The 26,197-nt window shown below is 70.8% G+C and carries 25 protein-coding genes and 1 tRNA gene; 16 read left to right on the top strand and 10 right to left on the bottom strand.

The window, feature by feature from the left end; genetic code table 11:
- Positions 1 to 66 precede the first annotated feature (66 nt).
- The gene (gene aceE, locus ABZ910_RS26960) at positions 67 to 2,814 is read right to left on the bottom strand and encodes a pyruvate dehydrogenase (acetyl-transferring), homodimeric type (protein WP_361369644.1); all 2,748 of its coding nucleotides are present in this window, start codon (positions 2,812 to 2,814) and stop codon (positions 67 to 69) included.
- A 340-nt stretch (positions 2,815 to 3,154) separates the two neighbouring features.
- On the opposite strand from aceE, the gene ABZ910_RS26955 reads away from it, so the two are divergent.
- The 6 genes from ABZ910_RS26955 (at position 3,155) to ABZ910_RS26930 (ending at position 7,757) form a co-directional block, all read left to right on the top strand.
- The gene (locus ABZ910_RS26955; RefSeq protein WP_361369642.1) at positions 3,155 to 3,592 is read left to right on the top strand and encodes a DUF3052 domain-containing protein; all 438 of its coding nucleotides are present in this window, start codon (positions 3,155 to 3,157) and stop codon (positions 3,590 to 3,592) included.
- Positions 3,593 to 3,710: 118 nt separating this feature from the next.
- Positions 3,711 to 4,169 (top strand): peroxiredoxin, encoded by a 459-nt coding sequence (locus ABZ910_RS26950; RefSeq protein ID WP_361369640.1) that lies wholly within the window; start codon positions 3,711 to 3,713, stop codon positions 4,167 to 4,169.
- Positions 4,170 to 4,291: 122 nt separating this feature from the next.
- Positions 4,292 to 4,867: a TerD family protein gene (locus ABZ910_RS26945; protein ID WP_361369638.1), complete on the top strand. Its 576-nt coding sequence runs from the start codon at positions 4,292 to 4,294 to the stop codon at positions 4,865 to 4,867.
- A 293-nt stretch (positions 4,868 to 5,160) separates the two neighbouring features.
- The gene (locus ABZ910_RS26940; RefSeq protein WP_361369636.1) at positions 5,161 to 5,736 is read left to right on the top strand and encodes a TerD family protein; all 576 of its coding nucleotides are present in this window, start codon (positions 5,161 to 5,163) and stop codon (positions 5,734 to 5,736) included.
- Positions 5,737 to 5,785: 49 nt separating this feature from the next.
- A complete protein-coding gene (locus ABZ910_RS26935; RefSeq protein ID WP_361369635.1) occupies positions 5,786 to 6,934 on the top strand; it encodes a DUF475 domain-containing protein in 1,149 nt (382 codons plus the stop codon).
- A gap of 88 nt (positions 6,935 to 7,022) precedes the next feature.
- The gene (locus tag ABZ910_RS26930) at positions 7,023 to 7,757 is read left to right on the top strand and encodes a Tellurium resistance (RefSeq protein WP_361369747.1); all 735 of its coding nucleotides are present in this window, start codon (positions 7,023 to 7,025) and stop codon (positions 7,755 to 7,757) included.
- A 131-nt stretch (positions 7,758 to 7,888) separates the two neighbouring features.
- Here the strand turns inward: ABZ910_RS26930 and ABZ910_RS26925 are convergent, their stop codons facing one another.
- Positions 7,889 to 8,746, bottom strand: coding sequence for a TerD family protein (locus ABZ910_RS26925; RefSeq protein ID WP_361369633.1), 858 nt, complete (start codon positions 8,744 to 8,746; stop codon positions 7,889 to 7,891).
- 177 nt (positions 8,747 to 8,923) lie between these two features.
- On the opposite strand from ABZ910_RS26925, the gene ABZ910_RS26920 reads away from it, so the two are divergent.
- Genes ABZ910_RS26920 through ABZ910_RS26910 form a run of 3 tightly spaced genes read left to right on the top strand, consistent with a single transcriptional unit; the run spans position 8,924 to position 13,414 of the window.
- On the top strand, positions 8,924 to 10,090 hold the full coding sequence (locus tag ABZ910_RS26920; protein WP_361369632.1) for an HpcH/HpaI aldolase/citrate lyase family protein: 1,167 nt from the start codon (positions 8,924 to 8,926) through the stop codon (positions 10,088 to 10,090).
- Positions 10,091 to 10,112: 22 nt separating this feature from the next.
- Entirely contained in the window at positions 10,113 to 12,590 is a 2,478-nt protein-coding gene (locus tag ABZ910_RS26915) for a phosphoribosyltransferase (RefSeq protein WP_361369631.1), read from the top strand.
- Complete coding sequence (locus tag ABZ910_RS26910; protein WP_361369629.1) at positions 12,590 to 13,414, top strand: HAD family hydrolase; 825 nt, start codon at positions 12,590 to 12,592, stop codon at positions 13,412 to 13,414. The genes ABZ910_RS26915 and ABZ910_RS26910 overlap by 1 nt, the downstream gene beginning before the upstream one ends.
- Before the next feature lie 29 nt (positions 13,415 to 13,443).
- Here the strand turns inward: ABZ910_RS26910 and ABZ910_RS26905 are convergent, their stop codons facing one another.
- The 3 genes from ABZ910_RS26905 to ABZ910_RS26895 all read right to left on the bottom strand — a co-directional run bounded on the left by ABZ910_RS26905 (position 13,444) and on the right by ABZ910_RS26895 (position 15,736).
- Entirely contained in the window at positions 13,444 to 13,665 is a 222-nt protein-coding gene (locus ABZ910_RS26905) for a zinc ribbon domain-containing protein (protein WP_361369628.1), read from the bottom strand.
- A gap of 41 nt (positions 13,666 to 13,706) precedes the next feature.
- On the bottom strand, positions 13,707 to 14,246 hold the full coding sequence (locus ABZ910_RS26900) for a DUF4383 domain-containing protein (RefSeq protein ID WP_361369626.1): 540 nt from the start codon (positions 14,244 to 14,246) through the stop codon (positions 13,707 to 13,709).
- A 140-nt stretch (positions 14,247 to 14,386) separates the two neighbouring features.
- Positions 14,387 to 15,736 carry a hypothetical protein gene (locus ABZ910_RS26895; protein ID WP_361369624.1) on the bottom strand — a complete coding sequence of 450 codons (1,350 nt, stop codon included), beginning with the start codon at positions 15,734 to 15,736 and terminating at the stop codon, positions 14,387 to 14,389.
- Between the two features lie 183 nt (positions 15,737 to 15,919).
- Here ABZ910_RS26895 and ABZ910_RS26890 point away from each other — a divergent pair.
- A tRNA-Val gene (locus ABZ910_RS26890) sits at positions 15,920 to 15,994 on the top strand.
- A 79-nt stretch (positions 15,995 to 16,073) separates the two neighbouring features.
- Here ABZ910_RS26890 and ABZ910_RS26885 read toward each other — a convergent pair.
- Together ABZ910_RS26885 and ABZ910_RS26880 are read right to left on the bottom strand one after the other, a co-directional pair.
- Entirely contained in the window at positions 16,074 to 16,742 is a 669-nt protein-coding gene (locus ABZ910_RS26885; protein ID WP_361369622.1) for an HAD family hydrolase, read from the bottom strand.
- A gap of 204 nt (positions 16,743 to 16,946) precedes the next feature.
- Positions 16,947 to 17,528, bottom strand: coding sequence for a TMEM165/GDT1 family protein (locus ABZ910_RS26880; RefSeq protein ID WP_361369620.1), 582 nt, complete (start codon positions 17,526 to 17,528; stop codon positions 16,947 to 16,949).
- Positions 17,529 to 17,908: 380 nt separating this feature from the next.
- Between ABZ910_RS26880 and ABZ910_RS26875 the strand changes: the two genes are divergently transcribed.
- From ABZ910_RS26875 to ABZ910_RS26865, 3 genes are all read left to right on the top strand, one after another.
- Entirely contained in the window at positions 17,909 to 18,553 is a 645-nt protein-coding gene (locus tag ABZ910_RS26875) for an HNH endonuclease family protein (protein ID WP_361369619.1), read from the top strand.
- Between the two features lie 153 nt (positions 18,554 to 18,706).
- On the top strand, positions 18,707 to 20,356 hold the full coding sequence (locus ABZ910_RS26870) for an alkaline phosphatase D family protein (protein ID WP_361369617.1): 1,650 nt from the start codon (positions 18,707 to 18,709) through the stop codon (positions 20,354 to 20,356).
- A gap of 197 nt (positions 20,357 to 20,553) precedes the next feature.
- Positions 20,554 to 21,114, top strand: a complete 561-nt coding sequence (locus ABZ910_RS26865; protein ID WP_361369745.1) for a VTT domain-containing protein — start codon at positions 20,554 to 20,556, stop codon at positions 21,112 to 21,114.
- Positions 21,115 to 21,218: 104 nt separating this feature from the next.
- Here ABZ910_RS26865 and ABZ910_RS26860 read toward each other — a convergent pair whose 3' ends face one another.
- Entirely contained in the window at positions 21,219 to 21,458 is a 240-nt protein-coding gene (locus ABZ910_RS26860) for a DUF2277 domain-containing protein (RefSeq protein WP_361369615.1), read from the bottom strand.
- A gap of 108 nt (positions 21,459 to 21,566) precedes the next feature.
- Here ABZ910_RS26860 and ABZ910_RS26855 point away from each other — a divergent pair, with 108 nt between their 5' ends.
- Entirely contained in the window at positions 21,567 to 22,469 is a 903-nt protein-coding gene (locus ABZ910_RS26855) for a 2-dehydropantoate 2-reductase (RefSeq protein ID WP_361369613.1), read from the top strand.
- A gap of 37 nt (positions 22,470 to 22,506) precedes the next feature.
- On the opposite strand, the gene ABZ910_RS26850 is transcribed toward ABZ910_RS26855, so the two are convergent.
- Positions 22,507 to 23,034, bottom strand: coding sequence for a GNAT family protein (locus ABZ910_RS26850; RefSeq protein WP_361369611.1), 528 nt, complete (start codon positions 23,032 to 23,034; stop codon positions 22,507 to 22,509).
- A 142-nt stretch (positions 23,035 to 23,176) separates the two neighbouring features.
- On the opposite strand from ABZ910_RS26850, the gene ABZ910_RS26845 reads away from it, so the two are divergent.
- Together ABZ910_RS26845 and ABZ910_RS26840 are read left to right on the top strand one after the other, a co-directional pair.
- Positions 23,177 to 23,530 (top strand): hypothetical protein, encoded by a 354-nt coding sequence (locus ABZ910_RS26845; RefSeq protein ID WP_361369610.1) that lies wholly within the window; start codon positions 23,177 to 23,179, stop codon positions 23,528 to 23,530.
- Between the two features lie 99 nt (positions 23,531 to 23,629).
- Positions 23,630 to 25,675 carry an MFS transporter gene (locus tag ABZ910_RS26840; protein WP_361369608.1) on the top strand — a complete coding sequence of 682 codons (2,046 nt, stop codon included), beginning with the start codon at positions 23,630 to 23,632 and terminating at the stop codon, positions 25,673 to 25,675.
- On the opposite strand, the gene ABZ910_RS26835 is transcribed toward ABZ910_RS26840, so the two are convergent.
- Entirely contained in the window at positions 25,668 to 26,159 is a 492-nt protein-coding gene (locus ABZ910_RS26835) for a GNAT family N-acetyltransferase (protein WP_361369607.1), read from the bottom strand. The genes ABZ910_RS26840 and ABZ910_RS26835 overlap by 8 nt on opposite strands.
- Between the last annotated feature and the right edge of the window lie 38 nt (positions 26,160 to 26,197).

Here is a 26,197-nt window from a genome sequence, read left to right as displayed (position 1 = left end):
GCCTGAACGCCCGGGCGTCAATGCCCCCGCCCCGCGTCACCCGGCGCCCGGACGTTCCCCCAGCGCCTACGCGTCGCCGCCCGCCGCCCCCGGGGACGCCGCCGTCACATCCAGCAACTGGTAGCGGTCGATGGCCTGCTTCAGCACCGAACGGTCGACCTTGCCCTCCCGGGCCAGCTCGGTCAGCACCGCCACCACGATCGACTGCGCGTCGATGTGGAAGAAGCGCCGGGCCGCGCCCCGGGTGTCGGCGAAGCCGAAGCCGTCCGCGCCGAGGGACTGGTACGTCCCGGGCACCCAGCGGGCGATCTGGTCCGGAACCGAGCGCATCCAGTCGGACACGGCCACGAACGGCCCCTCGGACCCGCTGAGTTTCTGCGTCACGTACGGCACCCGCTGCTCCTCCTCCGGGTGCAGCAGGTTGTGCTCCTCCACGGCCACGGCCTCGCGGCGCAGTTCGTTCCAGGAGGTCGCCGACCAGACGTCGGCCTTGACATTCCACTCGTCGGCGAGGATCTTCTGCGCCTCCAGGGCCCACGGCACCGCGACACCGGACGCCATGATCTGCGCCGGGATCGAGCCGTTCGTGCCCTCGCCGATCCGGTGGATGCCCTTGAGGATGCCCTCGACGTCCACGTTCGCCGGCTCGGCCGGGTGCTGGATCGGCTCGTTGTAGACGGTGAGGTAGTAGAAGACGTCCTCGCCGTGCGGGTGTTCGGCGTCCCCGCCGTACATCCGGCGCAGGCCGTCCTGCACGATGTGCGCGATCTCGTACGCGTACGCCGGGTCGTACGCCACACACGCCGGGTTGGTCGAGGCGAGCAACTGCGAGTGGCCGTCCGCGTGTTGGAGGCCCTCGCCGGTCAGGGTCGTACGGCCGGCGGTCGCGCCCAGGACGAAGCCGCGGGACAACTGGTCGGCCATCTGCCAGAACTGGTCGCCGGTGCGCTGGAAGCCGAACATCGAGTAGAAGACGTACACCGGGATGAGCGGCTCGCCGTGCGTGGCGTAGGCCGAACCCGCCGCGATCAGCGAGGCCGTGCAGCCCGCCTCGGAGATGCCGTCGTGCAGCATCTGGCCCGTCGGCGACTCCTTGTACGCGAGCAGCAGATCGCGGTCGACCGACTCGTACTGCTGGCCCAGCGGGTTGTAGATCTTCGCGCTCGGGAAGAACGAGTCCATGCCGAACGTGCGGTACTCGTCCGGCGCGATCAGCACGAACCGCTTGCCGATCTCCTTGTCCCGCATGAGGTCCTTGAGCAGCCGTACGAACGCCATCGTCGTCGCGATCGACTGCTGACCCGAACCCTTCTTCACGCTCGCGTACGTCTTGTCGCCCGGCAGCACCAGCGGCTTGGAGCGCACCACGCGCGTCGGGACGTACCCGTCGCACGACTTGCGCCGGTCGTGCATGTACTGGATCTCCTCCGAGTTCCGGCCCGGGTGGTAGTACGGCGGAGCGCCGGACTCCAGCTCCTTGTCGGAGATCGGCAGGTGCAGCCGGTCGCGGAAGTGCTTGAGGTCGTCGACCGTCAGCTTCTTCATCTGGTGCGTGGCGTTGCGGCCCTCGAAGTTGGGGCCCAGCGTCCAGCCCTTGATCGTCTTGGCGAGGATCACCGTCGGCTGGCCCTTGTGCGCCTTGGCCGCCGACATCGCCGCGAAGATCTTCCGGTGGTCGTGACCGCCGCGGCCCAGGTGCAGGATCTGGTCGTCGGTCATGTTCTCGACCATCGCGCGCAGCCGGTGGTCGTCACCGAAGAAGTGGTCGCGGATGTACGCCCCGGACTCGGTGGCGTACGTCTGGAACTGGCCGTCCGGCGTGGTGTTCATCTTGTTGACCAGCACGCCGTCGCGGTCCTGGGCGAGCAGCGGGTCCCAGCTGCGGTCCCACACCAGCTTGATCACGTTCCAGCCGGCGCCGCGGAACTGCGACTCCAGCTCCTGGATGATCTTGCCGTTGCCGCGCACCGGGCCGTCGAGCCGCTGCAGGTTGCAGTTCACGACGAAGGTCAGGTTGTCCAGGCCCTCGCGCGCGGCGATGGACAGCTGGCCGAGCGACTCCGGCTCGTCCATCTCGCCGTCGCCGAGGAACGCCCACACGTGCGAGCCGGAGGTGTCCGCGATGCCGCGCGCCTCCATGTAGCGGTTCATCCGGGCCTGGTAGATCGCGCCGAGGGGGCCGAGTCCCATCGACACGGTGGGGAACTCCCAGAAGTCCGGCATCGAGCGCGGATGCGGGTAACTGGACAGTCCGTCGGGGTACTTGGACTTCTCCTGGCGGAAGCCGTCCAGCTGGTTCTCGGTGAGCCGGTCGAGCAGGTACGCGCGGGCGTAGATGCCGGGGGAGGCGTGGCCCTGGAAGAAGACCTGGTCGCCGCCGTCGCCCCGGTCCTTGCCCCGGAAGAAGTGGTTGAAGCCCACGTCGTACAGCGAGGCGGAGGAGGCGAAGGTGGCGATGTGGCCGCCGACGCCGATGCCGGGGCGCTGGGCGCGCGAGACCATCACGGCCGCGTTCCAGCGCGTCGCGTTCAGGATCCGGCGCTCGATCTCCTCGTTGCCCGGGAAGAACGGCTCGCTCTTGGTGGGGATGGTGTTGACGTAGTCCGTGCTGCGCATCTCGGGCACGGCCACGCGCTTCTCGCGCGCCCGCTCGATCAGGCGGAGCATGAGATAGCGGGCCCGCTCCCGGCCGCGCTCGTCGACGGCGGCGTCCAGGGAGTCGAGCCACTCCTTGGTCTCTTCGGGATCGAAGTCAGGAACCTGACTCGGAAGGCCGCCAATGATGATCGGATTGCGATCGGATCCGGAAGCCACGCTGTTCCTTACCTGTCAGAAGGGCCGCTTTTTCACTTCGTCGCGGTACGTGTCTGCGCCTGCACCGTCCCCATCGTGTACCTCGGAGAGCCGTACGTCATCTCTACCGAGGGGTAACCGTGACGACAGTGATTCGTGTACGCGTAAAGCGGACAGATGGGTGTGATGTAGGCCACTGAAGGTCGGGAATGTTGCGGCGACACGGCCCGGAACGTCACCGTTTCGGCGATCTGAACGGCCGGGTACTTGCGCGATCCGTCCCGCCCGTGTGGACTACGGCCAATGCTGCGCGCACGCGCGTGGCCGAGTTATTCACCAAGACATGATCAGGAGGCAACCCGTGAGCGCGACCGCGGACCACGCGGAGGAGCGGACGAGCCCTGCCGCAAGGCTGGGGTTCCAGCCCGAGCAGGTGGTCCAGGAGATCGGCTACGACGACGACGTCGACCAGGAGCTCCGCGAGTCCATCGAAGAAATCATCGGCAGCGAGCTGATGGACGAGGACTACGACGACGTGGCCGACGCCGTGGTGCTGTGGTTCCGCGACGAGGACGGCGACCTGACGGATGCGCTGGTGGACGCCATCACGTACATCGAGGAAGGCGGCTCGATCCTGCTGCTGACGCCGAAGACCGGCCGTGACGGCTACGTGGAGCCGAGTGACATCTCGGAAGCCGCGACCACGGCGGGGCTGTCGGCGTCCAAGAGCGTCAGTGTGGGCAAGGACTGGAGCGGCTCGCGTCTGGTGACGCCGAAGGCCGCCAAGTCCAAGAGGTAGGCCGCCTCATCCCGGACACAGGACGGGCCGGGCTCAAGCCCGGCCCGTCCGCCGGTCCCGGTGATCGCTCAGTAGGGTGGTCCTCACCCGAACAGCCCTACCGAAGGGACGCAGGACGATGGCGATCAAGGTCGGCGACAAGGCACCCGACTTCGAGCTCAGCGACAACCACGGTCGCACGGTGAAGCTCTCCGACTTCCAGGGTGAGAAGAACGTGGTGCTGCTCTTCTATCCCTTCGCCTTCACCGGTGTGTGCACCGGTGAGCTGTGCGAGCTGCGCGACAACCTGCCCAAGTTCGACGACCGCGGCACCCAGGTGCTCGCCGTCTCCAACGACTCCATGCACACGCTGCGCGTCTTCGCCGAGCAGGAGGGCCTGGAGTACCCGCTGCTCAGCGACTTCTGGCCGCACGGCGAGGTGTCGCGCGCGTACGGCGTCTTCGACGAGGAGCGGGGCTTCTCCAACCGCGGGACGTTCATCATCGACAAGGAGGGCATCGTCCGCTGGACGGTGCACAACGCCGTGATGGACGCCCGTGACCTGAGCGAGTACGTGAAGGCGCTCGACACCCTGTGACGCGGTATTGATCGGTCTCCAGGGCCTGCGGGGAGCGGGAACCCGTCACTAGGATCGACTCGTTGATCCGGTATCCGATGTACGACGGGGCTCCCCGCCCCTGGACACCACATGGAGGACTCGTGGGAGTCAGCCTCAGCAAGGGCGGCAACGTATCGCTGACGAAGGAGGCCCCGGGCCTGACCGCCGTCATCGTCGGTCTGGGGTGGGACGTCCGCACCACGACCGGCACGGACTTCGACCTGGACGCCAGCGCGCTGCTGCTGAACAACGCAGGCAAGGTCGGCAGCGACCAGAATTTCGTCTTCTTCAACAACCTCAAGAGCCCGGACGGCTCGGTGGAGCACACCGGCGACAACCTCACCGGTGAGGGCGAGGGCGACGACGAGCAGATCAAGGTCGACCTGGCCACGGTCCCGGCCGACGTGGACAAGATCGTCTTCCCGGTGTCGATCTACGACGCCGAGAACCGCCAGCAGTCCTTCGGCCAGGTGCGCAACGCGTTCATCCGCGTCGTCAACCAGGCGAACGGACAGGAGATCGCCCGCTACGACCTGAGCGAGGACGCCTCCACCGAGACGGCCATGGTCTTCGGCGAGCTGTACCGGGGCGGTGCGGAGTGGAAGTTCCGCGCCATCGGCCAGGGCTACGCCTCGGGCCTGCGCGGCATCGCCCAGGACTTCGGCGTCAACGTCTGAGGCCCGCGGGCCCCGTACCGACGCCTGAGGCGCTCTCACGGCAACGTCCGAGGCCTCAGCCGCGTCCACCTCAAAGACGCCCCTCCGCGCGACGTCCGGGACGTCGTGATCCGCACGCGCGCGCAGGGGCGTCGCTCGCACCGACGCCCGGGACGGCGTCCGCGCGGCGTCCCGGACGTCGTTCGTACCCGCGTCCGAGGTATCGCTCGCATCGTCCGGCGCCGCGCCGTTTACGCGCGGCGCCGGACGCGCAGGACAACCGAAGAGGCATCGCCAAGGGGAGGACCAGCATCATGGGAGTCACGCTCGCCAAGGGAGGCAACGTCTCCCTGTCCAAGGCCGCACCGAACCTCACGAACGTCACGGTCGGGCTCGGCTGGGACGCCCGCTCGACCACCGGAGCCCCCTTCGACCTGGACGCCAGCGCGCTGCTGTGCCAGGGCGGGCGCGTCCTCGGGGACGAGTGGTTCGTGTTCTACAACCAGCTCAAGAGCCCGGACGGCTCGGTGGAGCACACCGGCGACAACCTCACCGGTGAGGGCGAGGGCGACGACGAGAGCATCCTGGTCGACCTGTCGAAGGTGCCGGCCACCTGCGACAAGATCACCTTCCCGGTCTCGATCCATCTGGCCGACGAACGCGGCCAGACCTTCGGTCAGGTGTCCAACGCGTTCATCCGGGTCGTCAACCAGGCCGACGGCCAGGAGCTCGCGCGGTACGACCTCAGCGAGGACGCCTCCACCGAAACCGCCATGATCTTCGGCGAGCTCTATCGCTACCAGGGCGAATGGAAGTTCCGGGCGGTCGGACAGGGGTACGCGTCCGGACTTCGGGGGATCGCTCTAGACTTTGGGGTCAACGTTTCGTAAAGCCGAATGCGGCGCGGGGGAGACCCGTTCAAACACGATGGGGTAGCCAGTGCTTCTGAAAACCTTCGGCTGGTCGTTCGCGATCACCGCGCTCGGCCTGGTCGCGGCAGCCTTCTACGGGGGGTGGACCGCCTTCGGCATCGTGGCGATCCTGGCCGTCCTGGAGATCTCGCTGTCGTTCGACAACGCGGTGGTCAACGCCGGAATCCTGAAGAAGATGAACGCCTTCTGGCAGAAGATCTTCCTCACGGTCGGCGTGCTCATCGCCGTCTTCGGCATGCGGCTGGTCTTCCCCGTCGTGATCGTCGCGATCAGCGCCAAGATGGGGCCCATCGAGGCCGTCAACCTGGCGTTCAACAACAAGGTCCGCTACCAGGAACTGGTCACCGACGCCCACCCGGCGATCGCGGCCTTCGGCGGCATGTTCCTGCTGATGATCTTCCTCGACTTCATCTTCGAGGACCGGGACGTCCAGTGGCTGCGCTGGATCGAGCGGCCGCTGGCCAAGCTCGGCAAGGTCGACATGCTGTCGGTCTGCATCTCCCTGATCGTCCTGCTGATCACCTCCTTCACCTTCGCGACCCACGCCCACCAGCACGGCGGCGCCCACGTCGACAAGGCGCAGACGGTCCTGATCGCCGGCGTCGCCGGCCTCATCACGTACATGATCGTCGGCGGTCTCTCCGGCTACTTCGAGGACAAGCTCGAGGAAGAGGAGGAGCGCGAGCACGAGGAGGAGGAACAGGCCGCGCGCACCGGCAAGAAGCGCCCGGCGATCCTGCTGGCCGGCCAGGCCGCGTTCTTCATGTTCATGTACCTGGAGGTCCTGGACGCCTCCTTCTCCTTCGACGGCGTGATCGGCGCGTTCGCCATCACCAACGACATCGTCCTGATGGCGCTCGGCCTCGGCATCGGCGCGATGTACGTCCGCTCGCTCACCGTCTACCTGGTCCGCCAGGGCACCCTCGACGACTACGTCTACCTGGAGCACGGCGCCCACTACGCGATCGGCGCCCTGGCCGTGATCCTCATGGTCACCATCCAGTACGAGATCAACGAGGTCGTCACCGGTCTGGTCGGCGTCGTCCTGATCGCCTGGTCCTTCTGGTCCTCCGTCCGCCGCAACCGCGCCCTCGCGGCGGCCGAGGGAAAAGCGACGGGCTCCGACGAGAAGACTGAGGTCTCGTCGCGGGTGTGAGCGCCCCTGGACCGAGGAACGCTCTGTGCGGGGCGGCCGACCTGGTCGGCCGCCCCGCGGCACGTGACATGAGCACTTGGGGGCGGGAATGGGCTTCTTCGACGGGCTGCTGGGCGGACGGGCGGCCGAGTTCGACTCGGGCAGCGCCGCGACCAACTCCATTCAGCTCACCAAACGGCACCAGTACGTGTCCCTCACCAAGCAGGGCGCGGCCACCGGCCACCTGCGCGTCAACCTCACCTGGCAGATGCGCACCTCCGACATCGGCGTCGAGCGCGCCAGCCTCTTCCGGCACCCCTTCAGGGCGCTGAAGCCCCCGGAGATCCTCGGCCACGGCCAGAGCATGGTCAACGTCGACCTCGACCTGGGATGCCTGTACGAGCTCAAGGACGGCACCAAGGGGGTCGTCCAGCCGCTCGGGAACTACCTCGGCGACGTCAACTCACCGCCGTACGTCAAAATCAGCGGCGACGACCGGTTCGGGTCGGCGTCCGGCGAGACGATGTACGTCAACCTCGATCACCGGGACGCGATCAAGCGGCTGCTGGTCTTCGTGTACATCTACGACCAGACGCCCGCGTTCGACCGCACGCACGCCGTCGTCACCCTCTTCCCGAGCAACGGCCCCCGCATCGCGATCGGCCTCGACGAGCGCCATCCGCAGGCCCGGTCCTGCGCGGTCGTGATGATCGAGAACGTGAAGGACGAGCTGATCGTCCGGCGCGAGGTGAAGTTCGTGTACGGCTTCCAGGGTGAGCTGGACCGGTTGTACGGCTGGGGCCTGCAGTGGGGCCGCGGCTACAAGACGCAGGCGGACCGCTGACGGAGCGCTGCGCCGGCTCGGGCGGGTTCGGGTCTGCCTACTGAGCCGGAGTGCTGCGGTCGGACCGCGGCATGCGGGTTCGTTCGTGGTGGCTTGTCGCGCAGTTCCCCGCGCCCCTTAAGGGGGTTGCCCTAGCGGTCGATGAATTGTGGGCCCTGCGGCGGCAGACGGAAGTCCCCGTCCGGGGCCCCGGTCACCGGCTGCGGGTAGCCGTACGCGGGCTGCGACGACGTCGGCTGCGGATAGCCGTAGGCCGGCGCCGGCTGGGACGACGTCGGCTGGGGATAGCCGTACGCCGGCTGCGCCGGGACGTTCGGCGCCGGAACCTGGGCGGTCGGCGGCGGGACCTGCACGGTCGCCGGCTGCGACTGGGTCAGCGCCGGCTGCTCCGGCGGGAGCGGCTGGGACATCGTCGGCTGCGCCGGGCGCGGGTCCTCGACCCCCTCCGACTCGTCCACCGAGATGCCGAAGTCGGTGGCCAGACCCTCCAGCCCGTTCGAGTAACCCTCGCCCAGGGCACGGAACTTCCAGCCCTCCCCGCGCCGGTACAGCTCACCGCAGATCAGGGCCGTCTCCGCGCCCGTCTCCGGCGCGATGTCGAAGAGGGCCAGCGGCTCGCCCTCGGCGGCCTGCGCGTCGTACAGCAGGATGCTCAGGGCCTGCACGTGATCGAAGGCGACGCCGTCCGCCGAGGCGACCAGGACAATCCGGCCGACGCTCGTCTCGACACCGGTGAGGTCCGCCTGGATCGTGTCGGTGAGGCCCTCGGCCACCCGCTTCTTGCCGAGCCGCCACACCGTCCCCGAAGGATGCCGGGGCTGGTTGTAGAAGACGAAGTCCTCGTCGGAGCGCACGCGTCCGTCGGGGCCGAGGAGCAGCGCCGACACGTCCACGTCCGGGACGCCCTGTCCGGGCGTCCAGCGCAGCACGGCGCGCACCGTCGTGGCTTCGAGCGGGACGTTGGATCCCTTCAGCATGGCGTGCTTCATGCCGTCATCCTGCCCTCTCGGTCCTGGTCACGACAATGCGGGGGTCTCCGGATCCGACATGGCCGAGTTACCTGGAATTCACGCCCGGCGGGAACCTCAGACATGCATCCGTACGTACTATTACCGGTCAACTGTCTTCGGATTCCACCGGCTTACCGCGTTCCGCGGGGGAGTTCCATGCGTCATTTCGGGCACCTTGCCCCTGAGGTGCGACAGCGTCTCTTCCACCAGGAGCCGTGCGAGTTCACCGCCGACTCCCCGGCCCGGCTGCTCGCCGCGGCCCTGGGCGCCACGCTGTACAGCCCGGCCACGCGGCCGCGGCTCGCCGACGACATCGTCAGACAGTCCCGGCTCGGCGTGGCTTCGATGGTGCTGTGCCTGGAGGACTCGATCGGCGACGAGGACGTCGCGGCGGGCGAGGACAACCTCGTGCGGCAGCTCGCCGAACTGGCCGCGCGGACCGACGACACCCTGCCCCTGCTCTTCATCCGCGTCCGCGTGCCCGAGCAGATCCCCGATCTCGTACGCCGGCTCGGCCCGGCCGCAGGCCTGCTGTCCGGTTTCGTGCTGCCGAAGTTCACCGAGGAGCGCGGCCTGCCGTTCCTGGAGGCGCTGGCCACCGCCGAGGCGGCCGCCGGCCGGCGGCTGTTCGCCATGCCGGTCCTCGAGTCGCCCGAGCTGCTGTACCTCGAGTCGCGGGTCGACACCCTTGAAGGGATATTCCGCGCGGTCGACAAGTTCCGCGACCGCGTGCTCGCCCTGCGCCTCGGCGTCACCGACTTCTGCTCCGCGTACGGCCTGCGCCGGGCCCCCGACATGACGGCCTACGACATCCAGATCGTCGCCTCCGTCATCGCCGACGTGGTGAACATGCTGGGCCGCGCCGACGGCACCGGCTTCACGGTGACCGGCCCGGTGTGGGAGTACTTCCGGGTCCCCGAGCGCATGTTCAAGCCGCTGCTGCGGCAGAGCCCCTTCCTGGAGGGCCAGGCCGTGGGACTGCGCGAGAAACTCATCGAGCACGCGATGGACGGGCTGCTGCGGGAGATCTCCCTGGACCAGGCCAACGGCCTGCTCGGCAAGACCTGTATCCACCCCTCGCACGTCCTGCCCGTGCACGCACTGTCCGTGGTCAGCCACGAGGAGTTCAGCGACGCCCGGGACATCCTGCGGCCCGAACGCGGCGGCGGGGGTGTGCTCAGGTCGGCGTACACGAACAAGATGAACGAAGTGAAGCCGCACCGCGCCTGGGCCGAGCGGACCATGCTCCGTGCCGAGGTGTTCGGCGTCGCGGGCGAGGACGTCGGCTTCGTGGAGCTGCTCGCCGCCGGGATACCCGGCTGACCGCCCGCAACCCGAGGAACGGATGAACAACGCAGTGAACAACGGGGTCTGGTCCGGCAGCTGGGTCGCCCAGCGGCTCGGCGTCGAACTCGCGGGCGACGAGGCGCTGACCGGCCTGCTGGGGCTGGCGCTGCGCCGCAACCCCAAGCGGGCCCACCTGCTCGTCTCCCACGTGCTCGGCAAGCACGTACCGCAGTCTCCGGCCGTGGTGTACGGCCACGGGGTCACCCTCGGCCGGCGGGTGCGCGACCTGCTCGGCGAGGAGGAGGCCGCCGCGGCGGTCGTGCTCGGCTACGCCGAGACCGCCACCGGCCTCGGTCACGCGGTCGCCGACGGCCTGGGACTCGCCCCGTACCTGCACTCCACGCGCCGCCCGGTCGCCGGCGTCGCCCCCGCGGGTGGCTTCGAGGAGTCCCACTCCCACGCGACCTCGCACCTCCTGCTCCCGGAGGACCCGGCCCTGCTCGCCGGCCACGGCCCGCTGATCCTGGTCGACGACGAGTTCTCCACCGGCAACACGGTCCTGAACACCATCCGGGACCTCCATGAGCGTTACCCGCGGAAACGTTACGTCGTGGTCGCCCTCGTCGACATGCGCTCGGCCGAGGACACCGAACGCCTGACGGACTTCGCCGACGAGATCGGCGCACGCGTGGACCTGGTGGCAGCGGCGTCCGGCACGGTGCGGCTCCCCGAGGGAGTGCTGGAGAAGGGCCGGGACCTGGTCGCACGCCATGAGGCGGCCACGGCAACGGCAGCCGCGGGCACGACAGCCCGGCCGCACCCCGGCCGCATCACCCGCGTCGACCTCCGCTGGCCCCACGGGCTCCCCGACGGCGGCCGGCACGGCTTCACCCCCCGGCACCGCGCACGCCTCGACGCCGCCGTGCCCGCCCTCGCCGCACGGGTCGCCGAGGCCCTGCCCGCCGACGCCCGCCGCGTCCTCGTCCTCGGCTTCGAGGAGCTGATGTACGCGCCGCTGCGGCTCGCCCGCGAGCTGGAGCAGGTCGTCGCGGCCGAGGTGCGCTACTCGACCACCACCCGCTCACCGGTGCTCCCGGTCGACGACCCCGGCTACGCGATACGCAGCCGCCTCGCCTTCCCGGCCCACGACGATCCCGCCGACGGCCCCGGCGAGCGCTACGCCTACAACGTCGCGGGCGCCGGCTTCGACACCGTCGTCACCGTCGTCGACTCCGTCGCCGACACCCCCGAACTGCACACCCCCGACGGCCTGCTGGCCCGGCTGGCCGACCACGCCGCGCACGTCCTGCTCGCGGTCGTACCGTCGTACGCCCCCGGACCCGCACACGCCTCCGCCTCTTGCGACGAAAGACCCGCCATGCTCCCCGAGCCCCTCCGCGGCCCCGCCTTCTCCTCGTACGCACCCGACGAGGTCGGCTGGCTGCTCCAGGACCTCTCGGACGTGACCCTGGAAGCGCCGACCGAGGAGCGCGAGGAGGCGATCCAGAGCGGTGGCGCGCACTACGCCGAGTCGCTGCCGGTCGAGTACCAGCCGAGCGAGCAGTACCAGGAGCTGTTCCACGCCGCCCTCGACATCTCCGCCGCACGGATCGCGCAGGCGGTCGGCGTGGTCACCGAGACGGTGATCGCGGAGCGCTCGCCCCGGCCGGTGCTGGTCTCCCTCGCCCGCGCCGGCACCCCGGTCGGCGTCCTCATGCGCCGCTGGGCGCAGTTCCGGCACGGCCTCGACCTGCCGCACTACGCCGTCTCGATCGTCCGCGGACGCGGCATCGACGCCAACGCCCTGCGCTGGCTCGCCGCCCACCACGACCCGCGCGACGTCGTCTTCGTCGACGGCTGGACCGGCAAGGGCGCCATCACCCGCGAACTCGCCGACGCGATCCGGGAGTTCGAGGAGAGCGACGGCATCACCGGCTTCGACCCGGAGATCGCGGTGCTGGCCGACCCGGGCTCGTGCGTACGGACGTACGGCACCCGCGAGGACTTCCTCATCCCCTCCGCCTGCCTCAACTCCACCGTCTCCGGCCTGATCTCCCGCACCGTCCTGCGCGCCGACCTGGTCGGACCGCACGACTTCCACGGCGCGAAGTTCTACCGCGAACTCGCCGGCGCCGACGTCTCCGTGGCCTTCCTGGACGCCGTGACCGCCCGCTTCCCCGACGTCACGGACCCCGTCGACACGGCCGTGAAGGAACTGGCCGCCACCGACCGCACCCCCACCTGGGAGGGCTGGGCGGCCGTCGAGCGCATCAGCGAGGAGTACGGCATCCACGACGTGAACCTCGTCAAGCCCGGCGTCGGCGAGACCACCCGCGTGCTGCTGCGCCGCGTACCCTGGAAGATCCTCGCCAAGGCCGGCGCGGGCGCCGACCTGGAACACGTACGCCTGCTGGCGCGGCAGAGAGGCGTACCCGTCGAGGAGGTCGGCGAACTGCCGTACACCTGCGTGGGACTGATCCACCCCAAGTACACGCGCGGCGCGACCGGCGCCGACGGCAAGGCGGTGAACCTCTGATGCCGGTGCTGGTGGCGAGCGACCTCGACCGTACGCTGATCTACTCCTCGGCGGCCCTGGCCCTGACCATGCCGGACGCCCGGGCGCCGAGGCTGCTGTGCGTCGAGGTCCACGAGAGCAAGCCGCTGTCCTACATGACCGAGACGGCCTCCCAGCTGCTGACCGACCTCGGGGACGCGGCGGTGTTCGTGCCGACGACCACCCGGACCCGCAAGCAGTACCAGCGCATCAACCTGCCCGGCCCGCCGCCGAAGTACGCGATCTGCGCCAACGGCGGCCATCTGCTCGTCGACGGCGTCTGCGACCCCGACTGGCACGCCCGCGTCACCGCCCGGCTCGCCGCCGAGTGTGCGCCGCTGGACGACGTACGCGCCCACCTGGAACGGACCGCCGACCCGGCCTGGGTGCGCAAGCACCGCGTCGCCGAGGATCTGTTCGTCTACCTGGTCGTCGAGCGCGAACTGCTCCCCGAGGAGTGGGTGAAGGAACTGGCGGTCTGGGCCGAGAACCGCGGCTGGACGGTGTCCCTGCAAGGCCGCAAGATCTACGCCGTACCGAAACCGCTCACCAAGAGCGCCGCCGTACGCGAGGTCGCCCACCGCACCGGCGCGGACCTCACCCTGGCCGCCGGCGACTCCCTCCTCGACGCCGACCTGCTCCTCGCGGCGGACCGGGGCTGGCGCCCCGGCCACGGCGAACTCGCCGACGCCGGCTGGACGGCACCGGCCATCAGCGCACTGCCCGAACGCGGAGCACTGGCCGGCGAGCGGATCCTGCGCGAGTTCCTGCGGGCGGCACGGCAACCGGATCAGGCTGCCGGCTGAGGACGTACGGCGGAGTCCGGCGGCGTCCGTCAGCCGCAGCAACCCCCGCCGCAGCACCCGCCCCCGCCGCCGCCCGCACGGGGCGCGGGCGCGGGTGCGGACGCCGAGCCGCCGACGGCCACGGTCGACAGGAGCTTCACCGTGTCGTCGTGGCCCGCGGGGCAGGCGGCGGGGGCGGAGGACTCCGCCATCGGACGGCTCAGTTCGAAGGTGTCGCCGCAGGTACGGCAGCGGTACTCGTAGCGAGGCATGCGCACAGGCTAACGCCTCGCCCCCGCCTCCACCCGCGTGTTCAGGAGCCCTCGGACCGCGCCTGATCCTGCGCCGCCCGCTGCTCCCACTCCGCCGCCTCGGGATGACGCGCCCGCCAGTACGGGTTGTCGTGCGGCAGCGTCGACCCGACCCTGCCGTACATCCCGAAGACCATCAGCAGCAGGCCGACCACAAAGCTGAACAGGACGTTCTGGATCCCGAAGTTCAGGAAGTTGTAGTTGCTGTCCAGCAGGCCCAGGTTCAGGAAGCCGCTGAGCAGGAACAGGATGCCGAAGACCATGTTCAGCGTGGACGCGAAGTTCCCGCCGGCCACCATGCCCACGAACAGCAGCACGCCGACACAGATCGACAGGATGGCGAGCGCGGAGTTCGAGCCCAGGCCCAGGACGCTGTGCTGACCCGTCCCGAGGAGGCCGAGGATGCCGAACGCGAGCAGGAACAGACCCATCAGGCCCGCGCCGACCCGGTAGACCTTGCTCAGGCGATGGTCCATGGGAAGGTGTTCGTCCAGCCGGATCCGTCGCCGCGTCCCCGGCGAGCGCAGTGCGTGTGAGGCCATGTCCGCCTCCCGGTGCGTAGGCGAGCGGAGGCTGTACGGGTCTCCCGTTTTCCGCCCGCGTAACACCCAATATCCGCCCGGCCCGACCGGGCGGCAACGCGTCGGTGATCCTCAGCCGCCTCAGTGAGCCTCAGCGCACCTCAGTGCCCGACGCCCCCACGTTCCTCACGGATCTGCGCGACCACCCGCGCCACCGACCGCCGTACCGCCTCGGTCTCCGTCAGAAAATGCCAGTAGTCGGGGTGGCGCCCCTCCAGCGTGCCGATCGCCCGCTCCAGCCGGCCCACGGCCTCGTCCAGCGGCCGCGCATCCCGCGGATCGGGCGTCGCCCGCCCCGCCATCGCCAGCCGCTGCGCGTCCCGGATCGCGAACCGGGTCCGCTCGATCTCCGCTTGCGGATCCTTCTGTACGGCGTTCAGCCGCGTGAGCCGGTCACCCGCGGCCGACACGGCCTCGTCGGTGGTGTTCAGCAGCGCTCGTACGGTCGACAGCAGCGACGTGGCGTCCGGCCAGCGCTGCGCGTCCCGGGCGGCCTGTGCCTCCGCCAGCTTCCGCTCCGCCTGCCGTACGCTCTCCGCGGCCTGCTCCGGCACCTGCTGCAGGTCCTGCCAGCAGGCCGCCGCGAACCGGCGGCGCAGCTCGCTCAGCACCGGGTCGACCTGCCCGGCCCGCGTCGTCAGCGCCTGTGCACGCGTCCGCAGCGAGACCAGCCGGTGATCGATCTCGGCGGCCTTCTCCGGCAGCCGCCCGGCCTCGACCCGGATCGCCTCGGCCTCCCGCGCGACCCGCTCGGCCCGCTCCAGCGTCGGCTCCACCCCGTGCTGTCCGGCCCCCTGGTTCAGCTTGGTCAGCTCGGGCGAGAGCGCCGCGAGCCGGCCGGCCAGATCGTCCGCCCGCAGCCCCGAGTCCCGTACGGCATCCAGGCCGCCCGCCGCCGCGCGCAGCGCCTGCCGGGCCCGCTCCACAGCGGGCGCCAGCCGCGCCAGCCGCGTCTCGGCCTTGTCCAGCAGCGGCCCGAGCCCGTCGCCGAACCGGTCCAGCTCCTGCTTGACCCGGACCAGCTCGTCCTTGGCGGCGGTCAGCTCACCCCGGGCCCGCACGGCCACGGAGGCTTCGAGATCGACCCGGTCGAGGTCATGCGCGTCGACGGCCTCGATGTACCGGTGACTGACCTCGTCGATACGCCGCCCGAGTGCCTCGAACTCGCTCACGGCACGCCGGGCGGCGGGCGAGTCGTCCACGGCCATGATCGTCTCTATGGAGATCCGCAGATCCCGCTGGGCGGTGTCCAACTCGTAGAACGCGGCGGCGGCAGCGTCCTTGGCGGCCTGAGCCTGAGCCCGCTGCCCCTCGGCCCGCCCCCCGAACCACCGCCGCGTACCCCCACCGGCGAACGCGGCGGGCAGGGCGAGCGCGGCCAGCGCGGGAAGGATCACCAGAGAGAGGACGTCACGGACCGGACCTGAGGTCCCTCGGGGTGTCGCCGTCACGTCCCTCTCCCGTGCTGTGGTCCGCCCTGGGTGGTGCCCATTCTCCCATCGGTTGAAGACGAACACACGAGCCGTTCAGTTCGCGGTTCGTGCCGTGACTTCCCGCCGTGGGCGCGGGCGCTCGGTCCCGAGGGACGGTTTGTCGGACACGGTCCCGGGCCATGTAGGCTGTCGACTTGTCGCGGGTGCGTAGCTCAGGGGTAGAGCGCCTGCCTTACAAGCAGGATGTCGGCGGTTCGAAACCGTCCGCGCCCACCAGTCGCAGGACACGAGCAAGGCCCAGGTCCGGCCGGAGTCATCCGGGGACCTGGGCCTTTGCCGTGCCCGTGGGGGTGGTTCAGGCGATGTGCAGCCGGATCGTGCCGTCGGGGGCCGGCTCGACCGTCACCTGGGTCAGGTCCCGTACGACCACGTCCGGGCCGTGGGCGGCGGCGCGGGGGCCGACGCCGATCACCCGCATTCCGGCCGCGCGTCCTGCCGTGATGCCGGCGCCCGAGTCCTCGAAGACCACGCAGTCCTCAGGGTCCACGCCCAGCTCCGCGGCCCCCTTCAGGAAGCCCTCCGGGTCGGGCTTGCTCGCGCCCACCGACTCGGCGGTGATGCGGATGTCCGGCAGGTCGAGGCCCGCGGCGGTCATCCGGGCCGTGGACAGCGCGACGTCGGCGGAGGTCACCAGGGCGTGCGGCAGGCCGCGCAGGGAGCGCAGGAACGCGGCCGCGCCCGGGATCTCCACCACGCCGTCCATGTCCGCGGTCTCCTGCGCGAGCATGCGCGCGTTGTCGGCGAGGTTCTGTTCCACCGGGCGGTCCGGCAGCAGCAGCGCCATGGACGCGTGGCCCTGGCGTCCGTGGACGACCTTCATCGTCTCGTCGCCGTCCAGCCCGTGCTGTGCTGACCAGCGCCGCCAGATGCGCTCCACGACGGCATCCGAGTTGACGAGGGTGCCGTCCATGTCGAGCAGGAGGGCGCGGGCGGTGAGGACGGTGGGCGTGGCGGTGGCCGTCATCGGCAGCTCCAAAGCGCGGGGGAGGCGGGACAGGAGAGGGGCTGGAGGGAGAGCCGCGTGCGTCCCGGGTGAGGGGCAAGGCGGCCCCGCCCGCCGGTCAGGGAAAACGGGCGGGAGCCACTTTGTTTCTCCACGGTACAAAACCGGGTCGGCATCCGCTACCGGGCGCCGCGGGGATTCGGCCTAGGTTCTGCCGGGCCGGGGTCATCCGGCCACGGCCTCCCAGATGCTCCACACGCCCAGGCCCAGCATGAGCAGCGCCGCGACCCGGGTGATGAGCTTCAGCGGCACCCGCTTCATCAGGGCCTTTCCGCCGACGATGCCGAGACCGGCCACCGCCCACAGGGCGAGTACGGCGCCGAGGCCGACGGAGAGCGGGTCGTTGTAACGGGCCGCGAGGTTGGCCGTCATGATCTGGGTGAGGTCGCCGAACTCGGCGACCAGGATGAGCATGAAGCCCGCCGCGGCGACCTTCCAGAAGGACTGGTTCTCCGGCTGCTTGATGTGTTCCTCGTGGTCGTCCTTCTTCAGCAGGAGCACGGCGGCGCCGCCGAGGAAGAGGATGCCCGTCACCGCGTGGACGATCTGCTGCGGCAGCAGCGTCAGCAGGCTGCCCGCGGCCACGGCCATGACGACGTGCAGGGTGAAGGCGGCGGCGACGCCCGCGAAGACGTACGAGGCGCGGTAGCGGGTGCCGAGGACGAGGCCGGCGAGCGCGGTCTTGTCCGGCAGTTCGGCGAGGAAGACGACGCCGAAGACGAGCGCCGTCACGGTGATGCTGATCAAGGTCCCTCAATCGGTCGGGGCTGCCCCACCGAGAGTGTGTGTGCTGTCCGCGGACACCTCGGCACGGCAGCACACGTGGCACCCGGGCCGTACGGCACGGGCGTGCACTGCTTGCCGAAGGTCTCGCTGGGCGGCCTCGTGGTCGAGGCACGCCTCCGGGCGCCGGCTCAGGCGGGCTGAGCAGTATGTCGACGGTCCGGCGAAGAGCTACTCCCCTTCTGCGCCCCCCATGGTACGGGACCGGAAGTCAGCCGTAGGTCTTGTCACGTCATGTACGCGTCATTACCTTCTTACCGAGCGCTCACCTCCCGGCAACACGGCGTCGCGAGCATGTCCCCGCTCGCGCCCAACACCCCCACCCCACAAGGGAGTTCACGCACATGCCGAAATTCTACGCGCGTCGACGACTCGGCATACTCGCGGGCCTCACCGGCCTCATAGCCTCCGTTGCCCTCCTCAACCCCCCGAGCGCCTCCGCGGCCCTCCCCACCCCGGTCAGCGGCGCCACCGCCCGCAGCTACCTCTCGCAGCTCACCGTGGCGACCGAGAACCGCACCGGCTACAACCGCGACCTGTTCCCGACCTGGATCACCATCAGCGGGACCTGCAACACCCGCGAGTGGATCCTCAAGCGCGACGGTACGAACGTCGTCACCGACTCCGCGTGCGTCGCCCAGAGCGGCAGCTGGTACTCCCCGTACGACGGCGCGACCTGGAGCTCCCCCTCCGACGTCGACATCGACCACCTCGTCCCGCTCGCCGAGGCCTGGGACTCCGGGGCCGGCAAGTGGACCACCTCCCAGCGTCAGGCCTTCGCCAACGACGTCACGCGGCCCCAGCTCCTCGCCGTCACGGACAACGTGAACCAGGCCAAGGGCGACCAGGACCCGGCGACCTGGATGCCGTCGGTCACGTCCTACCGCTGCACGTACGTCCGCGCCTGGGTCCAGGTGAAGTACTACTACAACCTCTCGGTCGACTCCGCCGAGAAGAGCGCGCTCACGAGCGACCTCGCCAACTGCTGATACCGGTCGGCATCGGACGGTACGGTCCGTTTCCCGCGGTTCCCCGCCGTTCTTCACCGTCTCCACCCGCGGGAACCTCCCCGCCCGACTCCGTCGTTCCGTACCGTACGGGGCGACGGAGAGCGGAACGGGGAACGGGGGAGATGCCGGATCATGGCCGGACTGTGCCTGGGGCCACTGCTGAGGTACGCCGACGGCTCGTCCGCGACCGTCTGGGTCGAGACGAGCCGTCCGTGCGTCGCCGAGGTGCGCTGCGCCGACGGCGCCGGCGGCTCGGCCCGCACCTTCCAGGTGGCGGGTCACCACTACGCCCTCGTGCCGGTGACCGGACTCACCCCGGGCACCGCCCCCACGTACGAGGTGTTCCTGAACGGCACGCACGTGTGGCCGTTGCCGGACTCCCCGTTCCCGCCCTCGGTCGTCCGCGCCCACGGCCCCGGTACCGTCCGGGTCGCCTTCGGCTCCTGCCGCTGGGCCGCGCCGCCGGCCGACGCGCGGGACCCGGTCGGCCCCGACGCCCTCGGCGCGCTCGCCGCGCGCGTGGCGGCAGGCGGCGAACCCCCGGACGTACTCCTGCTGTTGGGCGACCAGATATACGCCGACGAGACCTCCGCGGACACCCGCCGCTGGCTGGCAGCGCGCCGCGGTCTGGGCGACCCGCCGGGCGCCGAGGTCGCGGACTACGAGGAGTACACCCGGCTCTACTACGAGTCCTGGCTCGATCCCGAGGTGCGCTGGCTGCTGTCCACCGTGCCCAGTTGCATGATCTTCGACGACCATGACGTCATCGACGACTGGAACACCTCCGCCGCCTGGCTCGCCGACATGCGGGCCACGGCGTGGTGGCGGGAGCGGTTGCTGAGCGGCCTGATGTCGTACTGGGTCCACCAGCACCTGGGGAACCTCTCACCGGACGAGCTGGCCGCCGATCCGCTGTACCGCGCGGTCCGCGAGACTCCGGACGCCACCGACGTCCTGCGCGCCTTCGCCGCCGAGGCCGACGCCGACCCCGCGTCGGCCCGCTGGAGCTACCGGCGCGACTTCGGGCGCGTACGGCTGCTGATGGTGGACACGCGGGCGGCGCGGGTGCTCGACGAGGAGGGCCGCGCGATGCTCGACGCGGGCGAGTCGGCGTGGCTGCGCGAGCAGGCGCTCGACGAGCCGGGGTCGTACGACCACCTCCTCCTCGGCACCTCCCTGCCCTGGCTGCTGCCGCACCTGGTGCACGACGCCGAGGCGTGGAACGCGGCGCTGTGCCGGGGTGAGCGCGGCGCCCGCTGGGCGCGGTTCGGGGAGCGGCTGCGCCGGGCCGCCGACCTGGAGCACTGGGCGGCCTTTCCCGCCTCCTTCGCCGCCCTGACCGAGCTGATCGCCGAGGCCGGGTCGGGGCCGGAGGCGCCCGCGACGGTCTGCGTCCTCTCCGGGGACGTTCATCACGCCTACGTCGCCGAGCCGTCCTGGCCTGCCGAGCGGCCGTCCCCGTCCGTGAAGGTGCCCGACGCCCGGGTCCTGCAGCTCACCTGCTCTCCCGTGCACAACTCCATCCCCCTGTCGATGCGGCTCGGCTTCCGCTTCGGCTGGAGTGCGGTGGCCCGGCTCCTCGGACGGCGCCTTGCCCGGCACGGGCGTTGTCCTCGGCCCGCGGTGAACTGGCGCAGGACGGGAGGGCCTTGGTTCGGCAATCAGCTCATGACGCTGGCGCTGCGGGGGCGTTCGGCCGAGCTGCGGCTCGAGCAGGCGAGCGCGGACGGGACGCTGAAGAGCGTGTTGGAGTCCTCCCTTGCGCCGGATGAGAGCGCATGACGCGCAACTGCGGTGCGCAGCCGCGCGCGGAAGCGCTTCTGGTTTCTCTTTGGCCCACCGTGACCCTCCTGTCACACCCCAGGCGTACGCTTTATGGCTGCCGACGGGGGAGTCGGCGACGAGTCGGTGGGGAGCGACGGGGAGTCGACGTGTGGAAAAGCGTGGGGGAACTGACGGCCGGTCCATGGATCTACGTCATGGTCGCCCTGTCGGTCCTCCTCGACGTCTTTCTGCCGGTGCTGCCGAGCGGGGTGCTCGTGGTGGCGGCGGCCACGGCAGCGGCGGCGGGCTCGGGCGCGGCGGCGGGCCGGGTCCCGCACCATGTGCCGGACATCGTCGCGCTGATCCTCTCCGCGGCCACCGCGTCCGTCCTCGGTGACCTGGTGGCGTACCGGCTGGCCTGGCGGGGCGGGGAGCGCCTGGACCGGGCGATAGCCCGCTCCCGCCGCCTCACGACCGCGCAGGAACGTCTCGGCGGGGCGCTGGCCCGGGGCGGGGGCGCCTTGGTCGTCCTCGCCCGTTTCGCCCCGGCCGGCCGCTCGGTGGTCTCCCTCTGCGCGGGCGCCGCCCACCGGCGTGCCCGCGACTTCGTCCCCTGGTCCGCCCTGGCCGGCCTCTCCTGGGCCGCGTACAGCGTCGCTCTCGGCTACTTCGGCGCGCACTGGCTGGGCGCGACCTGGCTGGCCGCAGGCGTCTCGCTCGCGGCGCTGTTCGGGGTCGGGGCGGGGGCGGCGTACCTGATGCATCGCCGGTCCTAGCCACCGGTCCCAGTGACCGGCCGTAGGCGCTGATCGCGGTCGTAGAGGCTCGCGCCCCAGCGGCCTCCGAAGCGCTGAACCGCCCCTTGGCTGCCCCGCCTTGGCTACCCCGCCCTGCGTGGGGCGGCGACGGACTGGCCGCGGATCTCCAGGCCGTCGAGCAGCTCGGCCGTCGCCTCGGCCACGGCGTTCACCGCACGCTCGAACACCTCCCGGTTGTGAGCGGCGGGCGCTCGGAACCCAGAGACCTTGCGTACGTACTGCAGCGCCGCGGCCCGGATCTCGTCGTCCGTGGCCTCCTCGGCCAGCGCGGGCGGGCGAAGCGTCTTGATACTCCGGCACATGTCACCAGTCTCCTCCCGATGCCTCCCCCGTGCCCGTACTTCCTGCGATGATCGCCCTCATTGGCGGCCACCGGCCTCGGGGCCGACCGACGAGAGGACGACCGGATCATGACGAACGAGAAACTCACCGTGGCCGTGCTGGGCCCCGGCGGCATCGGCGGTCTGCTCGCCGCCCTGCTCGCCCGAGCCGGGCACCGGGTGATCTGCCTGGCCGGCGACGAGACCGCGGACACCCTGCGCACCGCCGGGATCGAGGTCCGCAGCGCCCGGTTCGGCGACTTCAGTACCCCCGTCGAGGCGGACACGGAGCTGCGCGAGCCGGTCGACGCCTGTCTGGTGGCCGTCAAGCACACCACCCTCGACACGGCCCTCACCCGGGTGCCGCCCGCGGCCCTCGGCGACGGCCTCCTCGTACCGTTCCTGAACGGCGTCGAGCACCCCGAGGCCCTGCGCGCCCGCTACCGTCCCGACCGTGTGGCCCCGGCCGTGATCCGCGCCGAGTCCACGCGCGTGGCCCCGGGAGTGATCGAACACGGCAGCCCCTTCGCCGAGATCGACCTGGCCGGAGTCTCGGTCCCCCGTGCCCGTCTCGACGCCCTCGCGGCGGCGCTCGCGACCGCCGGACCGGCCACCCGCGTCGTCGAGGACGAGAGCGCGGCCCTGTGGGCGAAGATGTCCTTCCTCGCCCCGTTCGCCCTGCTGACCACCCGCTACGGCGTGCCCGTCGGTGATGTACGGGCCGGGCACCGCGAGGAGTTGACGGCCCTCGTCCGCGAGACGGCGGCCGTGAGCCGTGCCTGCGGTGCACCCGTCGACCCCGCCCAGGCGCTCGCCCGCTACGACGCCTTCCCGGACCGTACGAAGTCCTCGATGCAGCGCGATGCCGAGGCCGGCCGCCCGCTCGAACTCGACGCCATCGGCGGCGCGTTGCTGCGCGCGGCCGACCGGCACGGGGTGCTGGTCCCGGTGACCGCCCGTCTGGTGCGGGAGTTGAAGGAAGCCGGTCACTGAGCGGAGGGCGGGGGCGGGCCCGTGCGGCATGTCGCGCTCAGCCCTCGCCGGCCGTGTCCGCCGCGAGGTCGAACCGCCAGTCGTTGGACCGGATCGGGTTCCCCTTCGGGTACTCGAAGTCGGCCTGCCCGCGCAGGGTGAACCCGGCCCTGCGGCAGACCGCGTTCGACGCGGCGTGTTCCACCTTCGGGAACGCGTGCAGATACCGGTGTGTGCCGGCGGCACGGGCCGCGTCCATGACGGCACGCGCGGCCGCCACCGCCAGCCCCCGCCCCCGGAACTCGGGCAGCACGCCCCACCCGGTCTCCCACACCGTGCCGCCTTGCCAGGACTGCTCCCAGAAACCTATCGAGCCGACCGTCTCGCCGCCGTCCGCCAGCGTGACCCGGTACATGCGCCCCGACGTCAGGTCGACGTACCGCCGGTGACGCGCGGCGAGCTGCTCCTCGGTCTCGGGGCCGCCCAGATAGCGGGTCATCTCCGGGCTGTTGGTCCGCTCCAGGAGCCAGAAGTCGTCCTCGCCCCAAGGCGTCAGCCGCACCTGCTGTGTCTGCTCGCTCTCCATGGCGGTCACCGTAGGGCAGGGGACTGACAATCCCCGGTGCATCGGCCTGGTGAATCGATCCCCAGTTCGTACGACGGACACGTTCGCGTGAAGCCCGGGAACGAGCTCGCCTCTGAAAATCGAACAGGCGTAGCATTGTGGTGTGGCTGAGACCTATGACTTTCCTGGTGACCTCCGTGCTGGTCAGGAGGAGCTGCATCAGGTCCGGGCCGAGCTGTCGGCCCTGCTGAAGCGCCTCCCGTGGTCGGTCGAGCCGCTGGACGGCTTCAGCGACGACCACGGCTGGCGCAAGGTGGAACGCCCCGCGTCCCCGGGCTGGACGGCCGACGAGCAGGCCGAGGTGGAGAAGCTCCGGCAGCGGGAGCACGAGCTCGCGGTGTTCGTGAGCGGCCACCGCTTCTGGGCGGAGGTCGCGGCGGAGGAGCGGGTGAACGCCCGTATGCGGCTGAAGCACGCGCAGGACGAATCGCACGACGAACCACGCGACGAACCGTAGGGGAATCCCGGAACCCCAGGGGCGAACCAAGGGATTCGACAGGCCATAACCGGGGACTCCGCTCACGATGGAAGTGTGGCGAGAGCCGCGGGAGGTCTCATGACCCTGGACACGCACGGCACGGCGAAGGTGCCGGGGGCGAAAGGCGCCGAGCGCGTCCCGGGCGGCGTCCTCGCCCCGATCGGTGCGCTGCTCCTAGGTCTGCTGCTCGCCGCGCTCGACCAGACCATCGTGTCGACCGCCCTGCCCACCATCGTCAGCGACCTCGGCGGCCTGGAGCATCTGTCCTGGGTGGTCACCGCGTATCTGCTGGCCTCGACCGCGGCCACCCCGCTGTGGGGCAAGCTCGGCGACCAGTACGGGCGCAAGAAGCTGTACCAGAGCGCGATCGTGATCTTCCTGATCGGTTCCGCACTGTGCGGCGCCGCGCAGGACATGCCCCAGCTCATCGCCTTCCGGGCGTTGCAGGGTCTGGGCGGCGGCGGGCTGATCGTCCTGTCGATGGCGATCGTCGGCGACCTCGTGCCGCCCCGGGACCGCGGCCGCTACCAGGGGCTGTTCGGTGCCGTCTTCGGGACGACCAGTGTGCTCGGGCCGCTGCTCGGCGGGGTGCTCACGCAGCACCTGAGCTGGCGCTGGGTCTTCTACGTCAACCTGCCCGTCGGCGTCGTCGCCCTCGCCGTGATCGCCACCGCCCTGCACATCCCGCACCGGGCCGTCCGCCACGTCATCGACTACCTCGGCACCTTCCTGATCGCCGCGGTCGCCACCTGCCTGGTCCTGGTCGCCTCGCTGGGCGGCATCACCTGGGCCTGGGACTCGCCGCAGATCATCGGGCTGGCGGTGCTCGGCGTCGTCCTGGCCGTGGCCTTCGTGGGCGTGGAGCGCCGGGCCGCCGAACCCGTCCTCCCGCTGAAGCTCTTCCGCATGCGCACCTTCACGCTCGCCGCGGTCATCAGCTTCGTCGTCGGGTTCGCCATGTTCGGCGTGATGACCTATCTGCCCACCTTCCTCCAGGTCGTCCACGGCGTCTCCCCGACCATGTCCGGTGTGCACATGCTGCCCATGGTGGTGGGCCTGATGCTGTCGTCGACGTTCTCCGGGCAGGTGGTCAGCCGCACGGGCCGCTGGAAGGTGTTCCCGATCCTGGGCACCGGTGTCACCGTGATCGGCCTGCTCCTGCTCCACCAGCTCGACGAGCACAGCTCGACGGCCGAGATGAGCGGCTACTTCTTCGTCTTCGGCCTGGGCCTCGGCCTGGTCATGCAGGTCCTCGTCCTCATCGTGCAGAACTCCGTGTCGTACGAGGATCTCGGCGTGGCCACCTCCGGCGCGACCTTCTTCCGCTCGATCGGGGCCTCGTTCGGCGTCGCCGTCTTCGGCGCGGTCTTCGCGAGCCGCCTCGGCGCCGAACTCACCGCCGCCTTCCGGGGGGTGCGGCTGCCCGGCGGCCTCTCCGCGGACACGCTCAAGGCCGATCCGCGCGGCATCGCCGCCCTGCCGCCCCCGCTGCGCCCGGCGGCCCTGCACGCCTTCGCGGTCTCCATCACCGACGTCTTCCTGTACGCCGCGCCGGTCGCGCTCCTCGGCTTCGTCCTGGCGTGGTTCCTGCGGGAGGACCGGCTGCGTGGCTCGGTCACCGCGCCCGACGGGACGCAGACGCTGGCCAGCAACCCGGTCGAGCGGTCCTCGTACGACGAGTGCTGCCGCGCGCTGTCCCTGCTGGGCACCCGCGAGGGGCGGCGGGAGATCTACCGGAAGCTCACCGAACGGGCCGGGTACGACCTGCAGCCCGCGGCGAGCTGGCTGCTGCTGCGGATGCGCAAGTACGGCTCGGTGGAGCCGGGCAAGCTCGCCGAGGGCGGCATCGTCCCCCTGCACGTGATCCTCGCGGCCGCCCGTCAGGTCGAGGAACGGCACCTCGCCGTGCGCCGGGGCCTCGACCTCGTCCTGACCGACCAGGGGCGCGAGGTGGCCGAACGCCTGGCGCGGGCCCGCGAGGAGTCCCTGGCCGAGCTGCTCGGCGACTGGTGGGGCCCCGACCGGCCCACCGACCTGTCCCGGCTGGTGACGGAGCTGACCGACGAGATGTGCGGCTCGCCGCAGGAGCAGCCGCGCAGCGGCACGCTGACCCCTGTCAGCTGAGGTCCTTGCGAAACCAGTGCTCGGCGTACTTGTCGTCGTTGTACCGCTCCGTCTCCGCATAGCCGAGCCGGGCGTACAGCGCGCGGGCCTCCACCAGGTCGTGGCGAGTGTCGAGGATCATCCGGGCCGCGCCGAGCGTCCGGGCGGCGTCCTCGGCGGCGGTCACGAGCAGAGCGGCGCCGCCCCTCCCGCGCAGCCCCTCGTACACGAAGACCCGCGTGAGCTCGGCCGTGGCGGGGTCCAGGAGCCGTACGCCCGCACAGCCGGCGACCTCACCGCCGTACCGCGCGACCAGCAACCGGCCGCCGGGCGGGTCGAGTTCGGCCCCGCTGCGCGCGGCGATCTCCCGCTCCAGCTCGGCCGGATCGGTGACGTGGCCCTCGTGCAGCAGGTACCAGCGGTCGCTGACCTCGGTGTAGTACGCCCGCCAGAGCGCGGCGGCGACGGGGGAGTCGAAGGGTTCCGGGGCGACGGTCCAGGACATGCGGGGCATTGTCGGGTGCGGGGGCGTACCAAGCGCAA

The sequence above is a fragment of the Streptomyces sp. NPDC046805 genome (assembly GCF_040645355.1).
Lineage (GTDB): Bacteria > Actinomycetota > Actinomycetes > Streptomycetales > Streptomycetaceae > Streptomyces.
The sequence above is the reverse complement of the archived record's forward strand: the minus strand, read 5'-3'. Positions and strand labels throughout refer to the sequence as shown.

What these genes read in the sequence shown, in the direction of transcription:
- ABZ910_RS26950 (WP_361369640.1), top strand. Translation starts at nt 3,711, where the DNA reads ATGGCGATCAAGGTCGGCGACAAGGCACCCGACTTCGAGCTCAGCGAC.
- ABZ910_RS26940 (WP_361369636.1), top strand. Translation starts at nt 5,161, where the DNA reads ATGGGAGTCACGCTCGCCAAGGGAGGCAACGTCTCCCTGTCCAAGGCC.
- ABZ910_RS26930 (WP_361369747.1), top strand. Translation starts at nt 7,023, where the DNA reads ATGGGCTTCTTCGACGGGCTGCTGGGCGGACGGGCGGCCGAGTTCGAC.
- ABZ910_RS26925 (WP_361369633.1), bottom strand. Translation starts at nt 8,746, where the DNA reads ATGAAGCACGCCATGCTGAAGGGATCCAACGTCCCGCTCGAAGCCACG.
- ABZ910_RS26920 (WP_361369632.1), top strand. Translation starts at nt 8,924, where the DNA reads ATGCGTCATTTCGGGCACCTTGCCCCTGAGGTGCGACAGCGTCTCTTC.
- ABZ910_RS26915 (WP_361369631.1), top strand. Translation starts at nt 10,113, where the DNA reads ATGAACAACGCAGTGAACAACGGGGTCTGGTCCGGCAGCTGGGTCGCC.
- ABZ910_RS26910 (WP_361369629.1), top strand. Translation starts at nt 12,590, where the DNA reads ATGCCGGTGCTGGTGGCGAGCGACCTCGACCGTACGCTGATCTACTCC.
- ABZ910_RS26905 (WP_361369628.1), bottom strand. Translation starts at nt 13,665, where the DNA reads ATGCCTCGCTACGAGTACCGCTGCCGTACCTGCGGCGACACCTTCGAA.
- ABZ910_RS26900 (WP_361369626.1), bottom strand. Translation starts at nt 14,246, where the DNA reads ATGGCCTCACACGCACTGCGCTCGCCGGGGACGCGGCGACGGATCCGG.
- ABZ910_RS26885 (WP_361369622.1), bottom strand. Translation starts at nt 16,742, where the DNA reads ATGACGGCCACCGCCACGCCCACCGTCCTCACCGCCCGCGCCCTCCTG.
- ABZ910_RS26875 (WP_361369619.1), top strand. Translation starts at nt 17,909, where the DNA reads ATGCCGAAATTCTACGCGCGTCGACGACTCGGCATACTCGCGGGCCTC.
- ABZ910_RS26870 (WP_361369617.1), top strand. Translation starts at nt 18,707, where the DNA reads ATGGCCGGACTGTGCCTGGGGCCACTGCTGAGGTACGCCGACGGCTCG.
- ABZ910_RS26865 (WP_361369745.1), top strand. Translation starts at nt 20,554, where the DNA reads ATGGTCGCCCTGTCGGTCCTCCTCGACGTCTTTCTGCCGGTGCTGCCG.
- ABZ910_RS26860 (WP_361369615.1), bottom strand. Translation starts at nt 21,458, where the DNA reads ATGTGCCGGAGTATCAAGACGCTTCGCCCGCCCGCGCTGGCCGAGGAG.
- ABZ910_RS26855 (WP_361369613.1), top strand. Translation starts at nt 21,567, where the DNA reads ATGACGAACGAGAAACTCACCGTGGCCGTGCTGGGCCCCGGCGGCATC.
- ABZ910_RS26850 (WP_361369611.1), bottom strand. Translation starts at nt 23,034, where the DNA reads ATGGAGAGCGAGCAGACACAGCAGGTGCGGCTGACGCCTTGGGGCGAG.
- ABZ910_RS26840 (WP_361369608.1), top strand. Translation starts at nt 23,630, where the DNA reads ATGACCCTGGACACGCACGGCACGGCGAAGGTGCCGGGGGCGAAAGGC.
- ABZ910_RS26835 (WP_361369607.1), bottom strand. Translation starts at nt 26,159, where the DNA reads ATGTCCTGGACCGTCGCCCCGGAACCCTTCGACTCCCCCGTCGCCGCC.